The sequence below is a fragment of the Microcoleus sp. N9_A2 genome (genome assembly GCF_036701775.1).
GTDB lineage: Bacteria > Cyanobacteriota > Cyanobacteriia > Cyanobacteriales > Microcoleaceae > Microcoleus.
The window spans coordinates 142,893-160,052 of sequence record NZ_JAUBRH010000012.1; the positions used below are offsets into that span (position 1 = coordinate 142,893).

Below are 17,160 nucleotides of genomic sequence, written 5' to 3' on the forward strand. Positions count from 1 at the left end.
GTGAATATCTTAAGACTAGGCGACGACGAACTGGTTCCAGTAGATTATGGCGACTTGCTGGACAAGATTTTAGAAACTTTGCAGGTAAAGAACCCGTTTAACGTATCAGAAGACCGCCGTCGCTTGTTAATTGATATTGACACGATTGCTGCGGATGTTGCCCAAAAGGAAGTACGGCCACCCTTGGGTTCTTCTGAACGTGAAGCACATTCTGCTACGGTCAATTTTCTGCAGGAAGTTGAGGCGAGTTTTCCCAGCAAAGTCAGGCAGATCAAAGAATGTTTGCAGCAAAACTTAGAATTAATTTTAGGACAAAATGTTGCAGTTGAAAAATTTGCAGCTAGTTTAACCAGTCCTCTAGAGTCTCTTAAAGGCAGCGGAAGTCAGTTAGGCCTCAAATACGATTTCGACAAAAAACATCATAATTTACAGAAAAAAAAGCTGACTTTGGAACCCTTGGGCACTGGCAGCGATTCGCTGCTGAAGTTTCACAAGGTGACGGTTTCTGTCCGAAATGCAGATATTTTTGAAGAAGAGTTACAAAAGGGTTTAGAAAATTATATTGATGAAAAAGCTGAAACTGACGATGACAAGGAAGCACTGAATCGCCTGCTTGAGGAAATGGTGACAGATAAAAATTCTGATTTTCATCGGTTGGTTCGAGTTGTCGATAAGGAAACTCTGGGACAACTCAAGAAAGAAGCTAAAATTACTTATTTGGAGTATATTTTAGCTAATATCAGCCCGGATAAAGCAGATACTCGCGGCTGCATTTATTTGGAAGATTTAATCCGGCGTTTGCGGTTGATAGAAAAGTATATCAAGGACACCGAGAATAAAGGTGAGGGAGATTACCTGGTTAATTATCAGGGAATTGAGGTTAATTATAAAGATATGTTTTCGCGATCGGAAGCTTTGGATGCGCTGCCCATTATTCCGATTATAGCAGGTAATCTGGGAGAAACGACTGATACTTATGAAGGCGATCGCCAATTTGTATTTGGCTTAAAACTCAAGTTTGGCAACCCAGTTCCATCCCACGGCGCTAATAGCGTATTTGACTACAATCTCAGCCTACTAAATCCTGACAGCCCAGAACACTTAGCCGCATTAGAGGAACCTGCCTACCACGAAACTTTCTTTCGCAAGGTACTAAAAATAGCATTTTTATACTATTTTGTATTTGCTTCTAACAGCAATCCGCTAGATCCCAATTATAACGCAGAATCTGAACTTGATTACGATCCGATCGCCAATTTCGATCGCAAGGTATTTCCCATACTCAATGAATCTAACGAAGATGCGAAAAAAGAGCTATTTCGCAATTTTATTAAAGGATTTGAGAAATTTAATATCGAGACAAAAATTAACACTCTTAAAAACTTCTTAAAAGACTTCATTAAAGCAAAAACTATTTGGCAGCCCCGTGCAGAAGCGCGACACATATTGATTGAAACAGGCATCCTCATAAAAATAAATAATACCTTGACGACGGGGGATTTTTTCAAAAAAGTAGTACAACGCAATCCCAAGGAAACGCTTCAGTATATTTCCGTGGGACAGCCGAATGTCAACCCAGAAGCTATCTGTCAATTGCCAGTCAATATTATCATTGAAGATGTCCGCTATTTTTCAACCGATGAATTCCAAAGTTTCAGCATGGAATACAACATCAAAGATATCCAGGCTTTGCCTATACTTTGGGTTCCCAATGCCAAGCGTTCTCAAGAAATTTTAAATGAAAATTTTAAGGGTAAATTAGTTGTATTTCCCTACGAATACCGACGCTTAGACAGCAAAGGAGGTTTACAAAAGGAAGCAGCTTTTATTTACAAGTTTGCAGTTTTGCTACTGTCGTATATTTGCTTGCGAATCTTGTTGCAAAACTTACCAAATAATACATTTGTGCCGATGGTGAGAATTCACGAAGGCGACCACGATCATCCTTTCCCTTCGGAAAAGTTTATGCGGCATCTTTCCAAAACATTGTCTCACATTTTGAGCGAAAAGCACCGCACAAATTCCCAGGGATTCCGCATCAGGGGCACTTTGAGCGCTTTTAAAATCAGAAACGGTTTGAGTTCGCTGTATTCAATACTTCCTAAAAAGTTTCGATTTAACGACCTACAGCTATCTCCAGAATTGGATAATTTAGCAATTATTGCAGTATCTACAAGAGACAGCGACGCGAGAAAAGGCAGGGGCGATAATCGCGCATCGAGAAAAGCCTGTTTGCTAGGCGAAGTTACCGGAATTAGGCGCTATGAAGACGGGACTATTCAAGTGGGATTGCTGAAAACTTTCTCAGAAAACTACAGCCTTGAGCATCTTTATACTCAGCCGTCAATTCTCGAAGATATTGTCAGCCAACTTTACAATCGAGGATATCGAAATTTTGTGTATATCTCGCAAGCACCTTACATGAGCACGCTGCACATTACTCAAAATGATGAAGATGAGAAATTGTTTTTTATGTCGAAAGACATCATCCGCACCTTGAAAGGAGAACGACAAGATATTAGAATTTATCCGGTATTTTTTGATAAATACTATGTCTACAGTCCCCAAAAGCATCGGGGAGAATCTTTTTATATTCAAGATACAGCGGAGCTTGCCAGCTTATTTGCAGATAGGAGCAAGCAAGCGGCTATGTTTTTCAATTTGTTTAACGGGATTAAGGTAGAGCAAGGGGGAAAAAACTTTTACTACGGGGTGATTTCCTATTCGACGCTGTTGAATATTTACGAAGGAATTCTTGACGATCAAAATATTCGTCAAGGTTTGATTTATGACGGTGAAATTAAAGATACTTTGCTGCACTATTTGACAATATTTCACTTTTCCAAGTACGAAGCTCGCCAGCAGATTAGTTTAAAGCTCGATCCATTCGATCGCATTATTGGCGATAATTCTGTTGGAGCTTTATCTGAATTCAGTCACGCGGGTGGTCGTGCGAATTTTAACTCGCTGGCATTTTTGAACAAGGTAAGAGAAGTGTTAAATGTAGCAGATAAAGGTCGAACATAATGATAGCAGCAAACTTTGGCAGACTCTTTGAAGTTGGATTTAATATCGGGATTCTGGCGGGAATTCAGCAGCAAAAAATTCCTCACAATTTCGGCGACTCCTACCGCCTGGATTTGCAGCAGCTTGAGCTTTCAAAGATGATAGCCGAAATTATCAAGTCGCACAACATCCCAAGCAGTTTGAACATTAAAATAGTAGAAAAATGGAGCGTGTTTTATATCCACAAAGGTTTTCTAGGCGGCTTGAATTTTTTCCGGGAGTACCTCAAAGCGATTGGCCCAAAACCGCAGCATTGGAAAATTTTATACTGTCAGTGCAGTTTTGCTAATACTAACAGTATTGGAACCTATCAAAAAGAAGATAAAGAAGGTTTTAAAGAAGTTTTACTGCAACTAAAAGCTGTCAAACCCAGTCTGTCAACTGCCGATATTAATTTGTACATCAATCGCTACTCAAAAACGGGTAAATTTCTGTGGGCGGATACGCTTTTGCTGCTACAGAAAGGCAAGAATTTTAGAATTTTGTGTGTTGATTTATCTGTGTTTTCTCCCGCTGCTGCTGAGCTTCCCGATTTGCATGAATTTGAGGTGGTCCGGAAACTGCTAGTGAGAGAAATTAGCTATTTGCGATCGAAAAGTGTTTTTTCTAACCTGGGAATTGATACCAGCATTTTAGGAATTGATTTTTCGGAGGAGTTGCAAGAGTATTTTAAAGCTTTTAACTATCAGGATAAGGAAACCAGTAAGTTAATTCAAGCGGGTAGCTACGCTCACAGTTTCTATGGATTTTTGCAAGAAACAGAAATTGTATCTAGCCAAGCTAATGTATTGTTTAATGTAGTCGGTTATAGCGATCGCAGTGTTAATGCTATTTCGCTGCGTCAAGACCAAATTAATATTTTGTCCACTTGTTCGCAAATCTACAAAAAGAAAGACACATATAAAGATATTAACACTGCTCGCAGCAAGGTTTTAAGAGTTATTCAAATCAACGCGACTCGCAGTTTTAAAGAAGGCAGAAAGTTTGTCGATTCTCTGTTAGGAATCGGGAAAGAGGCTAGCCTTATACCTCATACTGAGCGGATTGATGGTTTTGCTAATTCGATCGATATTATATCAGATAAACTGGCAGATGATTTGCAAATTTCTCGCGGATTGCATTTGAGAGACGCTCATGCTGAATTGATTGTAAAATCACTGCAATTTGAGGAAACATATGTTTTTTTAACTGGGAATCCGGGAATTGGGAAAACAACTGCGATCGCCAATTTCCTGAAAGCACATATTAACGACGGTTTCCTATTTTTTTACGTCAGTCCCCGCAAGCAAGTTAACTTAGATATCATCGAGAAATTCAAAGATAAAAAAACAGGTTTGCTGTGCGACAATAGCCTATTCTGTATTAACACAAACTCCGATATTATTGCCAGCAATGGGGGACGACGTACCGTCAAGTACGCCTCAAATAGCCGCGATGGAGATTTCACAGAAAAAACGGTTCATTTTTTCAAAGACAATGCCGAAAATCAGAGAAGAGAATATCACCAGCGGCAAATTGAAAGAAGAGGTGAAACCGTACTTCAACCCGCAAGCGTCAAAACTATGGGAGTGCTAAACAGCACTTGCGATGCAATTTATACCCTGATCAACCGTCAAATTTCTAATAATATTGTCGCTACGGTTTCTATCCAATCTTTGAAAGTTACAGCAAACGGAGAAAACACCCTCAAACATTTTGTCAAGATATTTCAAGATGTTTTCAACAAACGTACAGGAAATGTGATACCTGCTAAAATGCAGGAAATATCGAGTCGCATCAAACACTTATTCATCATGATAGATGAAGTCACGGGAGATGATGGCGGTGTCGAGTTTTTGTCAGAAATTACTCAAATTGTCAAAGAATATGAATTGGCGGATGCGCGGCACGGTTTTAATACTAAAATTATTGTAGCAGATGCTTCGATTGTTGACCCGGATGTGATTAAACAACACCTAAATGATACCTCACCGGAACCGGATAAAATATATTTCAAAAAATTACCGAAAAATTCAGAGGAAATCCCGCCACTACAGATTACTCCTTTTGAATTCAAACGGTTAGCTGCTAAAGCAATCAATACTAATTCCTATCCCGCTAGCAGTTTAGATATAACTTACAAAGTATTTGTAGAATGTGTCAAATTCACTGAAGATATTTCCTTAAATCCAAAGAATGATTTAGTTAAACGGGTACAGTCTCAAATAATTGAAGATATCAATCAGCGGTTAGCAATCCCTGGTGTAGAACAAATTATCGTCTACATTCAGGATAAGCGAAGATTGACTGAATTAATTGTGAGAATTCGATCTAGTCGCGACAGATTCGATCCGTTTCTCGATTATCTGGAAGTCCACGCGAATATTTCGGAAGAGGAAAAAGAGCAAATACATAAGTGCAAAAACACAGTTAAAGTAATCTTCATGACTGCATCGGGAAGTCGCGGCTTGTCTTTCCCGAAAACTAAGCATATTTTAGTAGATATTCCCCGCTTTCAGATTGAGAAAAATCTGATGGAGGTGATTCAGGTGATTTATCGGGGGCGCGGGGAAGATGATGATGGTAATACGCTGGATGGTGAAGCTAAGGAGTTGGTTTTTTACTTGTCTGATACGGCATTTTACTATGCTGATGATGCGGAACTTTCGCTACAGGAAAGCAAGTTGAGTTTGTTGAATTTGCTGCTGATTCTGAAGACTGCGGTGATGACGCGGATTGTGGGATATGGATATTTGGGTAGGGAAAAGTTTTTGATGATTCCGATTGGCGGAAAGTCAATTTCTGCTGTGGGCGATACTTTTAGCAGCAAAATAGCGAGTTTGATTAAAGCGTTGAAAAGCGAACATCGCAGTCGCCCCCAAAATGTGTATTTTAAGGAGGTTTATGAGGGGCTGGAGGAGCTTTTGAGTCGCGGAGAGTATGAGGTTTTGCCAAATTCTGAGGAGTCTCGTGCAAAGGGCAATTCTTACTTGGAAATGCGGGAGAATTTTAATCGGAAGTTTTTGCAGATGTGCAATCCTCTTGAGGGTTTGCTGGGTTACGATCATTTAGAGATTGGTCATGTTTTGGGGAGTTTGTTATTAGTTCCTTTGGCTGATAAAAGTTTGAAGGAAAACTATCAGATGCGGCTGAATGGGGAAATTAAGAAATGTTTGGAGAATCAGTTGCTGAAAAAAATGGAGACGATCGCAAATAGTAAATCCTCTCCTGAGAATGTAAAATCGGCTATTCGGGGTGGCGCGATCGAGCTTTTGCACATTCTCAACGGCGAAATCGAGAAAACTCAGTATTTCGAGCAGCAGAGTCAGCAGTTCGATCGCTATTATGCTATACCTTTGTTTGCTTTTGTCAGCGGGGAGGAAATGCAGGAGTATTTTGCACAGACGAAGCTGGAGGAACCGGAAGACAGGAGGTTTCGGGATATTTTGTCGGCTTACGTGCGATCGACCTATCCGATAGACAGTGTAATGCCGATCGGGCATAAGTACCACGAATTCCCGTTTATCGTGTTTAGAAGCTACAGTTTAGAGCAAAGTCGGGAAAAGATGTTTACCGATAAATACCTTTTGAGTTCTAATGAGTTGAACGTACTCAATTTGATTTTGTCGAAGCAAGACGGCGGTTGAAACCGCCCGGTTTTCCATAAAAAATTGTACAATAACAAAAATGAAAATTTCCTGCAAACAGGGTTAAACAAATATGGCAGTCAAAGTAGGAGATACGGCACCGGATTTTACCTTAACGTCGCAAACTGGCGCATCAGTTAGCCTCAAGGACTTTCGTGGTCAAAAAAATGTCATTGTCTATTTTTACCCCAAAGACGATACACCGGGATGCACAGCGGAAGCTTGCGCTTTTCGGGATAGTTACGAAGTTTTCAAAGACGCCGGTGCAGAAGTAATTGGGATTAGCGATGATTCGCAACAATCCCACGAGAAATTTGCGTCAAAATATCAGTTACCATTTACACTGTTGAGCGATACTGGTAATAAAGTTCGGCAATTATACGGCGTTCCAGCTACTATGTGGATTATGCCCGGTAGAGTGACTTATGTCATTGACAAACAAGGGGTTGTCAAGCATATTTTTGACTCGATGTTGGATTTTAAGGCTCACGTTTCGGAGGCGCTGAAGACTTTGGAAGCTATTAAAAGTTAGGTGGAAAAACCAAGAAAGGACTAAAGTCCTTACTACAAACCTTTCGTTCGTAGTGAGGACTTTAGTCCTTTTTTGCTAACGACTTGCAGCCATTAACAATTAGAAATTATCTAGCTTTTCCCAACACTAGATTTTTAATGTGCAGCGCTTTCGGCTGTTTTGCTATGTTTGCTATTACCGTTGCCGTTGCCGTTGCGGGGTTGGATAACTCCATAGCCACCGTGAGTCTTGCGTTCGTAAAGCACGTTAATTTCGCCTGTTTCCGAATTACGGAACATATAGAAATCGTGATCAATAATCTCCAATTGTTCCAAAGCTTCTTGCACAGTCATTGGAGGCATCGCAAAATACTTTGTCCTGACTACCTCGGCTGGAAGTTCGGGAGTTCGATCGCCAATCAAATCCGCTGCTACAGGATGTTCATCAACTACCGCAATTGTTTTGGGACTATTCTGGATTTTGTTGTCGTGGCGTTTTTCCTTAAATTTCCGCAGTTGACGAGCTATCTTGTCGGCAACCAAATCTATGCTGGCATAAAGGCTTTCCGTGCTTTCTTCAGCCCGAATCACGCTACCGTTAGCATAAATTGTCACCTCAGCAGTCTGCTTAGGATTGATCCTGGGGTTACGAGCCACCGATAGATGAATGTCCACTTCAGTAGTCAAAGTTTGAAAATGGCTAACCGCCTTTTCAATCTTTTCGTTGACGTACTCGCGAATCGCATCGGTGATTTCTATATTTTTACCCTGGATAACAAGCTTCATAGAGCTCCCTCCCTTCTGTAACTTGGGTATAGTTTATACAATAGCATTATGTATTCAACAAAACACTTTTCTTTCAATTTTTTTTATATGTTGACAATTCTTGATTTAAACTGCACCAATATTCCGTAAAAACACTATTGATTTTTTTCATGCTTTCCCCTATTATCCCTCAAAACCTAAATGCACAACCCTGCTTACTCTTCGATTGGGGACAAGTGCCTTACTCCCAAGCTTGGGAAATCCAGCAAAAACTGGTGCAAGAACGCCGCGAGAATCCTGATTTGCCTGATGTGCTGATTTTGCTGGAACATCCGCCGGTTTACACTTTGGGGCTGGGATCAAAGTTGGAATTTCTGAAATTTGACACCGAAACTCAGCCAGAATTGCACCGAGTTGAGCGCGGTGGTGAGGTGACTTACCATTGTCCAGGCCAGTTGGTGGGCTATCCAATTTTAAATTTGCGCCGTCATCAGCAGGATTTGCACTGGTATTTGCGGCAGTTGGAGGAAGTGCTGCTGGGAGTGTTGGAAGTTTGCGGGCTGAAGGGTTCGCGGGTTCCGGGAATGACTGGGGTTTGGGTGAATGGCACCAAGGTGGGGGCGATCGGCATTAAAGTCAGCCGCTGGATTACGATGCACGGTTTTGCCTTAAATGTTTGCCCGGATCTAGCAGGTTTTGGGCAAATTGTACCTTGCGGGATTTCCGATCGACCGGTTGGCAGTTTGGAGCAATTTATACCGGGAATTGAGGTCGATCGAGTGCGATCGATCCTTGTCGCTGAGTTTGCTCGCGTTTTTGCAGTGGAAATTGTGCGATCGAATCTGTAGGGTGCGTCGCTGTCAACCTTACTACTAACGATCGCAGTCAGTTTTTTAAGTGCGATCGGAATTTTCCTCTTCATACACCATTAAATCTCCCGGTTGGCAGTTTAGTGCTTTGCACAAAGCATCAAGAGTTGTTTCATCAATTCTTGTCAGCCGGCGGCGGGTTTTGATTTTAGAAACAGATGTTGGGTGCATCCCAACTCTAGCCGCCAATTCTTTATTGCTGATATTGCGATCGGCCATCACAACTGCCAATTTCCAACGGATCACTGCGGGTGCTCAACTACTAGCCAGGACTTTGCAAGGTGATGTTAACATCCTGCAACCTTCACTAACACTTGTTTTGCCGTATCGGCAATATTCTTTGTCGTATCGCTTGATTTGCAGCAGCGAATGAACTATGCTGAGGATGTACAAACGGAAAAGCGATCGCCCCCCGAGCGTGGAAAACTTAAGGGCGATCGCTATCCGACTATTGTTTAGTTAAAACTCATGATATCACAGCCAAAGTCAGTTCCCGAACTCCTGCGCGAAGAAATTCCCGACGCACCCACCGGAAAGCAACCGATCCGATTGTTGATTTGCGGGATTCCCAAAGCGGTAGAAAGTATCGTTAATCTGCTGCACGTTTTAGGTTTTGCAGAAGTTGGGGAATGGAGCCCGCCTCTACCATCGCCGATCGCAGGTGAAGTAATGCGGATTTTAACCCGTTACTGGAAAGAATAATCTTTAAGGGCGATCGCCCTTTATTGAGCAAAGTGCGATCGCTCTTAAATCATCAAAAACATTAGGCTTAATTCCCCATCCAATCACCTAAAAACTCCAGACTAAGGATGCTAAATATCGAATCGAATTAACGCGGCGGTGTTTGCGAGACTTGGGGGGTATCATAGAGATAATTTTAATGGTCTGTACTTACTAACTCAAGAATTGAGAGAATTGGTGGTATAAGGCGCGATCGCGGGCTTCCCTAACCTTAGCTTAGTCGCGGGAAGCCCCGCGCCAAACATGGTACGACCTTGAGCGACGGGATGTTCGCTGTGCGAGTCAAGGGGTTCGATGCCCCGCCGACTTTGCAAATAATCTATGCCACCACCCTATTATTTATCATGTTCTGTAAACCGTGTTTACATAATGGAATGTTAAAAGCAGTCAAGGTCAGACTTTACCCCACGGATGCACAGCAAGCTCATTTGGCTCAAGCTTTTGGGTGTGCCCGTTGGGTCTGGAATCAGTCACTTGCGGTTATGTCAATAGCTTACAAAGAGACGGGTAAAGGTTTGTCTGCTCTTGATATGAAAAAGCAGATCCCGTTCTGGAAAGCTGAACACGAATGGCTAAAAACTTGCTATTCACAATGTCTTCAGCAATCTGTGCTAAATCTATCTCAAGCCTTCATTAACTTTTTTGACGGACGTACTGGTTATCCATCTTTCAAAAATCGCCATGGTCGGCAATCCCTTCAATATCCCGCAAATGTCAAACTATTGAGCCAAGGCGAAATTAAATTCTCAGGTTACTTAGGAACGGTAAAAGCTAAGGTTCATCGAGACATAGAAGGAAAGTTGAGGACTGTTACGGTGTCGAGGATGCCTGATGGTCGCTCAGAATGCTTCGCTATTGGTCGAGGATGGTCTTGACTCGCCAGAACCCAGTAGTGAAGGCAAGACGATTGGGCTTGACTTGGGGCTAATTGATTTTGCCGTCACTTCGGATGGCTCAAAATACCAAAACCCACGGCATCTTAAGAAGCATGAGCTTAACTTAAAACGCAAACAGCGAAAGCTATCTCGCAAAAAGGATAAGACCACAAACAAGCGGCGTAAAGCTCGTATTGCTGTGGCAAAAGTGCATTCTAAAATTTCGAGAGTGCGCTCGGATTTCCTCCACAAGCTGTCCCGTAAGACAGTTAACGAAAACCAAGTTATCGTGGTGGAAAATCTAGCAGTGAAAAACATGGTCAAAAATCATAACCTTGCCAAGGCAATTAGTGATGCAGGTTGGGGAATGTTTTGCACCATGCTCAAATACAAAGCAGAGTTTGACGGCAAGACTTATCTAGAAATAGGCAGGTTTTTTCCCTCTTCTCACCTTTGCTCAAATACGCTGCTACAAATCCCAAAGATGGATCTCAGTGTCCGCTCGTTTGATTGCCCTCGTTGTAATCAGCGACATGACCGAGATGTGAATGCGGCGATCAATATCAGAAATGAAGGCTTACGGATTTTGGCGTTGGGAATCAGCGCTACTGCCCTTGGACGCAATGTAAGACCAAAACGGTATGGACGCAAGTCTACTACTGTAGAGGCTGTTGCGGTTGAATTGGGAAGCCCGCGTTCTATCTGTACTCAGATGAACGTCGGGTAATTCACAGAGAAGCAAGACCGATGCAGAAATACCTCCTAAGAGTTTTGCGATCGCCCCTAGCGTCTGGTAGGATTCTTGTTAATTATTGCGCTCCGATCAGGAGAAAAAATTTATGGCAGATATGTCCGGTCAAGACCCCTCGGAAATTAAAATGGCGACGGTTGATGAAGAACAAAAAGGCGCAACGTTTAGCGGTACGGTCATTCTTGCTATCGATGCCGAGGCTGGGGAAGTCGTTTTCTTCAGAGACTTTTTGATTGAAGATTATAAAGGTGAACTTACCGCTTATCTGGCAACAGATGGCAATATAACGAAAAGCATTGATTTAGGCGAACTTAAGCATAAGAGCGGTAGCTTTAAGCTGCCAATTCCGCTGGGGACGGATACATCACCCTACAATACAGTCGTGTTGCGCGACGAAAAAAGCAAGAAAAAAATTGTGACGTTCGAGCTGTAAAATTTGCAATTTAGCTCGTAGTTGGGCCAAATTCGTTAGTGCAGCCCTCGAAGAGGATCGCCCTTTTTTTCCTGAAGTGCGATCGCCCTTAAATTAAGGTGCGTCACTTTCGATCGAACGGCGAAGTTTGGCGATCCCTCGTAAAGTGACGCACTCTACTTTTTAAAACGGAATCGGATCGTAATCGGGATTTTCCGGCTCGTTAGGCGAACTCGACTGGCGATCGGACTCAGAATTTGAAGACTGATGCGAGTTCCAATCCGAACTAGATGTGCGGTTAGAGCCGCTTGGAGCGCTGTTAGAACTGCGCTTGTGCGAGCCTAAAGGTACTACATTGCTCGGCACATTAGCCGGGGCGGTGTCGCGAATTTGAGCCGGTTCCGGGGCGGTTCTAGCTGCGGGAGCCGAACTCATTGCATCAGCCCCGACACTGTAAATCCTTTGAGCTGTCAGTTCAGCGCGCTTTTCTTTAATACCATCTCTTTCGATCGTATTCATGCTCAGCCGCCCCTCAATAATCACGCGATCACCCTCGTGATATTTCTCGTGAATTTCTTGAGCAAAATTTCCCCATCCTATCACTTTCAAATGTTCGGGCGGATCTTCAGGTTTGGGGCCTGGAAACTGCACCAGCATCTCAGCGATTTGAAGTTGATTGTCAGGAGTATAACGGAGTTGCGGTTGTTGAATTATTTCCGCCATCAAAATGCAGCTATTCATCAGAAAAATGGGTGTGAAACCCCGTCCTTCTAGGACGGCTTTACAATTAATTTGCAATGCGCCATGAGTTGTAAGACAAAAACTTACAATCCGCAGACCATGCATTTTGACACAACCGTTTGCCAGTACCTAAGCTGTGCAAACTAATTGTTTTCCGAGTTGGGTCTTTCTTCGTAGGCGACTCTTGCCAGCCACCTACGTAGCAAAACCCATACTTTCGGTGTTTGACGATTGAACCGCGTTTGAATCCCGCACTCAAAGTGCCACCATACCTCGAACGGATGTGACCCGGAGCGTGTTGCAATCGGTGTAACTGGCGTCGATGAAACTCAAGAGGAATTACTTCTATCAATGCAGTGTTATCGGGTTTAAAATGCCCCCCAACGCACCAGTTAGCTAGCACCCAAGAATCAACGCAGTGTGCCTCAAATTTGTTTGATAGCTTCTGCTTTGACTTGAGGAGTTCACTCAATTGACGTAATTCATAAGTATCATTGCCCGTCTTAGTTTCAACACGAGCGATTTTCTCAAGCTCTGCATAGAACCATTGCTTGCCTACTCCTAGCGGACTAAACGATACATTCCACTTGCGTGCGTTTTTCCAGGTTCGGGCTTTGATATCTTCTACAACGAAAGTTGATATTGGGAACATCAAAGTTAGCCATTTAGCTATCCTTAATTTCCACTGCCACCTCGCCTTAGTTGATGGAGGCAGTCGATATTTGTTGACCAGTCGGTTGGCTCGGTTTTTGCGGCATGGCGTGTTGCGAAAACGCCTGGCGCACCGCATATTTCGCCTGATCTCAACATGGTCTTTCACCCAATCAACAGCATGGGTTTGAATGTTGAGATAAGTATGCGCTTTGGATTTAACCGTAAACGCTTCTCGCTTCGATCCGGGATCGATACCAACTGCAATTGGTTGGCGGTGCGTGTTGGATGGTTCTATGTTGAGTCGAACGCAAAACACTCCTTTTTTCCAAAATGGTGTCGCCTTGCCAGACTTAATCCAACGCTTTGCCCTGCTTGGATTTGTCGGCATTAAGGGTCTGTTTTCGCTATCTAAGACTGGAACAAACATTTACGGTAAGTCCTATTTCTAGGTTTGTATTTCCCTTCGCCACTGGCACATCCGAGCGGTTAAAAACTAGGGAGGTATTCTTAACGTCAGTTGGGATACCACTCCCAGATGGCTCAGTTTGTCTTGAAGACGCAGGCTAGACACTGTTTTAGTCTTGAATTAAGAAGCGGGTGTTGCTCCCTCTTTCAAGCCCCATCCCTTTTAGGGTGGGGTTAGTGACCTGTTATCTGTGCGTAATTGGGAATTGGGAATTGGGCATCGGGAATTGGGAATTGGCCAAACAGGGACTTCGGGATTGGGAATTGGGCATGAACTTTCAAGTAAAAAGGTAAAACTTAAAATAACGCATTTTATTTTTTTACTTTTGCATTACCAATTCCCCATTGCCAATGCCCAATGCCCAATTCCCGATTACACGTTACCAAATTTATCTTGGAGAACCGCCGTCTCGGCTTGACTGACAAAATCGTGAACGAGGGCGCGGTACTCCTTCAACGTTTCAGATACCCAATCTCGATCCTCACTGTTGGCGAAGATATGAACGGTCGGTTCACTAGCATCGGGTAAAACTAATACCCAATTGTCGTCGCTGTAGTTAAAAATCTTCACTCCATCTAATAATTCTAAACGATCGGGCGAATGAGTTTCTACTAAATGTCGCATCAGCGAACCCTTGATAGTCCAAGGACAGCGGACGCTGTAACTGCGGTGGGTGATGCGGGGAAGTTCCGCCTTGATCTGTCCGAGCGATCGCTCCTGAATCGTCATCATTTCTATCACTTTAGCAATGCAGAACATTCCGTCAAATCCGGGATGCAACTGCGGGAAAATAAAACCCATAAGGCCGCTGCCGCCCAAAACTACATCCGGGTTCCTGTTAGCGGCTTCCATCAAAGCAGTTGGGTTCGCCTTCGTGCGGATTACCTTGCTTTGATAGCGGCGGGCGATCGCCTCCACCGCAGAAGACGCATGAACCGGCACTACTACTGTACCTTTGGGATGAGAAGTCAGCATCAAATTTACCATCAACGCCGTCAGCATTTCCCCACGAATCGCTATCCCAGACTCATCTACCAAAATGAGCTGTTCGCCGTTAGCCGATACCTGCACTCCAAAATTAGCGCTGAGTGCTTTCACCACCCGGCCGAGTTGGTCAAGCAAATATTCCCGTTCCCCGTTGCTTAGAGAAGTCTGCTTGAGACTGGCATTGAGTACCACCGCATCGCAACCGAACTTGGCAAGCATTTGGGGCAAAATTGCTCCAGAAACCGCGTAAACGTAATCGATTACCACCTTAGTATTGCTGTAGCGTATTGCCTCAACATTCATCTGCCGCTCAAAAATCCGGTTGTAAACGTCGAGAGCTTGGTTAAAGTACGACATCTCTCCAATTTCGGGAATTAGAGCTCGCCGCAAATCTTCCTTAAAATAAGCCCCCTCGATTTTTTTCTCAGCTCCTTTAGTAATATTGATGCCTTTGATATCGAAGAATTCAATTAAAATGTGGTCGGAGCGATCGGGCGAAATGCGAACATGAATGCCGCCAGCAATCGACAGCGTAGACGAAACCGTGCGCGCGATCGGAATTGCCGTCGATTCCAAATTGACCACATTAATTCCCACCGACATCAAACCCGCAATCAAAGACCTCGAAACCATCCGCGAAATGCTCCGCTGGTCACGAGAAACCGATACCGAAGTCCCAGGTTTCAAAGTGGAGCCATAAGCCGCGCCCAATTTCACCGCAAATTCCGGAGTAACATCCACATTTGCCAGTCCTTGAACACCACGCTGACCGAACAAATTCCGCTTAGCTTGTTCTCCCCAAATTAAATTTTGATTTAACAGAGCGCCGGATTCAATATTTTTGCTCGGCCAGACGCGCACGCTTGGCCCCACTTGCGCTTCTTCTCCCACGATCGACATTGAACCGACGACAGCACCTTCGAGGACGTGAGCGCGCCTGTCTACGCGGGTGCTCCGGCAAATCACGCAGGCCCTAAGATGAGCGTCTTCGCCGACAATTGCTCCGTTCCACACGATGGGACGTTTGAGGTTGGCGTCGGCCCCGACAGTCACGTTATCTCCGAGCACCGTATCGGCATCGATTTTAACTCGGGCTCCAATTCGACAATTGCTGCCGATCATTGCCGGTACTTCGATCATCGCGCTATCGTCAATAAAAGTATTCTGACCTACCCAAAGTCCCGATCGAACTTGGTTGTAGTAGGTCAAATCGAGTTTGACCTTTCCCCGCAGCGCGTCGTACTGAGCTTCCCGGTAAACATCTAGCTGGCCGACATCGCACCAGTAACCCTCGGCGATGTAACCGTACATCGGCTCGTTTTTTTCCAGCAGCAAGGGAAACAAGTCTTTCGAGAAGTCGCACTCCTGATTTGCCGGCAGGTAGTCCAAGACTTCGGGTTCTAAAATGTAGATACCCGTATTGACGGTATCGGAGAAAATTTCGCTGCTAGAAGGCTTTTCCAGAAAACGGCTGATGCGGTAATTTTCCTCGGTAATCACGACCCCGAATTCCATCGGATTGGGAACGCGAGTTAAAACTAACGTGGCTTTGGATTGCTTGCTGCGGTGAAATTTGATCGCTTCTGTCAAGTCGAAGTCTGTGATGCTGTCACCGCTGATCACCATAAAAGTTCGATCCAGCAGTTCAGCAATATTTTTGACGCAACCAGCCGTACCCAGCGGTTGGTCTTCCTCCACAGCGTAAGTCATTTGAACGCCAAACTCTGCCCCGTCAGTAAAATATTCGCGCATGACATCGGGAAGGTAGTGCAGCGTCGCAATAATTTCCGTAATCTGATGCCTTTTTAGCAAATTAATAATGTGTTCGGCGATCGGGCGATTTAGAATCGGCACCATCGGTTTGGGCAAATCGCACGTCAGGGGTCTGAGCCTCGTTCCCGACCCCCCAGCCATCAGCACTGCACGCATAAAATCCTCCTTGCTTAGAAAGCTCTCTACCGCTATTGTCCGCTAGAAAAAGTTTGCCTGCTGTAATTCGTGGGCCGCCAGCAATCAGTTCTTACTTAAATATCTTCGAGTAGTGACACGTCTGGGAAATCCCCTTCGGCCAGGCCGTCCCCCAACAGCAACCGATTTCAACCGAATTAGAACTTGCGGCATCCCACCAATCCCCCGGTCGAGCTCGGATTTGTAAGGGATGTTGGATAATACCAGTAAAAAAAAAGAATGCAACTGTAGGCCCGTGCTCGAAACCCTTCTGTCATCAGTCATTCCCAATTCTTTCATTCTTCAATTTTCAATCTTATAAGTCCTCAGAATCATCAACTTTTGGCAGAAGTCCCTTTTTGCTTGCTCGGTGAAAGCTATTTCCTGGCTGTTATTTTTAAGTTTGTGGCCAACGGGGATTTTGCAGTCTCTTTCTGAAGGTGGAATTACTACGGCTATCGGTGCGCCTTGGCGTCTGATAAATGATAGATTAAGGGTAGCGCTTTGACTAGCTGACCCAAAATCCTATCCATTGCTTAGGGGTTTTTTAAATGAGTACGTTAATTAGCTTGGCATTGCTGATCGCTTACGGTGGCGGTATTTGGAAATTTTGGAATGGTTTCGATCGCACTAACTTCGACAGAAGTTTTGCAAATCGCCTGAAGCTGTCCCTGCTTTGGCCCGCGTTAATTTTTAATAAGCCTTACCGCCAAAACTTTACAAAAGCTCTCAAAGCTTCTAAAAGGTAAT

General features: G+C 44.0%; 14 protein-coding genes. 9 read left to right on the top strand and 5 right to left on the bottom strand.

Going from position 1 to position 17,160, the window contains the following annotated elements:
- From QUA44_RS10330 to QUA44_RS10340, 3 genes are all read left to right on the top strand, one after another.
- Positions 1-3,027 carry a hypothetical protein gene (locus QUA44_RS10330; protein ID WP_333250123.1) on the top strand — a complete coding sequence of 1,009 codons (3,027 nt, stop codon included), beginning with the start codon at positions 1-3 and terminating at the stop codon, positions 3,025-3,027.
- The gene (locus QUA44_RS10335) at positions 3,027-6,692 is read left to right on the top strand and encodes a helicase (protein WP_333250121.1); all 3,666 of its coding nucleotides are present in this window, start codon (positions 3,027-3,029) and stop codon (positions 6,690-6,692) included. Before QUA44_RS10330 ends, QUA44_RS10335 begins: the two co-directional genes overlap by 1 nt.
- A 73-nt stretch (positions 6,693-6,765) precedes the next feature.
- Positions 6,766-7,224 carry a peroxiredoxin gene (locus tag QUA44_RS10340; protein ID WP_333250119.1) on the top strand — a complete coding sequence of 153 codons (459 nt, stop codon included), beginning with the start codon at positions 6,766-6,768 and terminating at the stop codon, positions 7,222-7,224.
- Positions 7,225-7,358: 134 nt separating this feature from the next.
- Here the strand turns inward: QUA44_RS10340 and hpf are convergent, their stop codons facing one another.
- Positions 7,359-7,988 (bottom strand): ribosome hibernation-promoting factor, HPF/YfiA family, encoded by a 630-nt coding sequence (gene hpf / locus QUA44_RS10345; RefSeq protein ID WP_333250117.1) that lies wholly within the window; start codon positions 7,986-7,988, stop codon positions 7,359-7,361.
- Between the two features lie 149 nt (positions 7,989-8,137).
- On the opposite strand from hpf, the gene lipB reads away from it, so the two are divergent.
- Complete coding sequence (gene lipB, locus QUA44_RS10350) at positions 8,138-8,815, top strand: lipoyl(octanoyl) transferase LipB (RefSeq protein WP_333250115.1); 678 nt, start codon at positions 8,138-8,140, stop codon at positions 8,813-8,815.
- 45 nt (positions 8,816-8,860) lie between these two features.
- Here lipB and QUA44_RS10355 read toward each other — a convergent pair whose 3' ends face one another.
- A complete protein-coding gene (locus QUA44_RS10355) occupies positions 8,861-9,082 on the bottom strand; it encodes a helix-turn-helix domain-containing protein (RefSeq protein WP_332984474.1) in 222 nt (73 codons plus the stop codon).
- Between the two features lie 222 nt (positions 9,083-9,304).
- Here QUA44_RS10355 and QUA44_RS10360 point away from each other — a divergent pair, with 222 nt between their 5' ends.
- The 4 genes from QUA44_RS10360 to QUA44_RS10375 all read left to right on the top strand — a co-directional run bounded on the left by QUA44_RS10360 (position 9,305) and on the right by QUA44_RS10375 (position 11,636).
- Positions 9,305-9,538: a hypothetical protein gene (locus tag QUA44_RS10360; RefSeq protein ID WP_333250113.1), complete on the top strand. Its 234-nt coding sequence runs from the start codon at positions 9,305-9,307 to the stop codon at positions 9,536-9,538.
- A gap of 413 nt (positions 9,539-9,951) precedes the next feature.
- Positions 9,952-10,452 carry a transposase gene (locus tag QUA44_RS10365; RefSeq protein WP_333250111.1) on the top strand — a complete coding sequence of 167 codons (501 nt, stop codon included), beginning with the start codon at positions 9,952-9,954 and terminating at the stop codon, positions 10,450-10,452.
- Positions 10,409-11,179 carry an RNA-guided endonuclease TnpB family protein gene (locus tag QUA44_RS10370; RefSeq protein WP_333250109.1) on the top strand — a complete coding sequence of 257 codons (771 nt, stop codon included), beginning with the start codon at positions 10,409-10,411 and terminating at the stop codon, positions 11,177-11,179. Before QUA44_RS10365 ends, QUA44_RS10370 begins: the two co-directional genes overlap by 44 nt.
- Positions 11,180-11,291: 112 nt before the next feature.
- Positions 11,292-11,636, top strand: a complete 345-nt coding sequence (locus QUA44_RS10375; protein WP_333250107.1) for a hypothetical protein — start codon at positions 11,292-11,294, stop codon at positions 11,634-11,636.
- Positions 11,637-11,798: 162 nt separating this feature from the next.
- Here the strand turns inward: QUA44_RS10375 and QUA44_RS10380 are convergent, their stop codons facing one another.
- From QUA44_RS10380 to QUA44_RS10390, 3 genes are all read right to left on the bottom strand, one after another.
- Complete coding sequence (locus tag QUA44_RS10380; protein WP_333250105.1) at positions 11,799-12,356, bottom strand: single-stranded DNA-binding protein; 558 nt, start codon at positions 12,354-12,356, stop codon at positions 11,799-11,801.
- 46 nt (positions 12,357-12,402) lie between these two features.
- A complete protein-coding gene (locus tag QUA44_RS10385; protein ID WP_333250104.1) occupies positions 12,403-13,437 on the bottom strand; it encodes an RRXRR domain-containing protein in 1,035 nt (344 codons plus the stop codon).
- Between the two features lie 411 nt (positions 13,438-13,848).
- Positions 13,849-16,392, bottom strand: a complete 2,544-nt coding sequence (locus tag QUA44_RS10390; RefSeq protein WP_333250102.1) for a mannose-1-phosphate guanyltransferase — start codon at positions 16,390-16,392, stop codon at positions 13,849-13,851.
- Positions 16,393-16,961: 569 nt separating this feature from the next.
- Between QUA44_RS10390 and QUA44_RS10395 the strand changes: the two genes are divergently transcribed.
- Entirely contained in the window at positions 16,962-17,159 is a 198-nt protein-coding gene (locus QUA44_RS10395) for a hypothetical protein (protein WP_333030091.1), read from the top strand.
- Position 17,160: the final 1 nt, after the last annotated feature.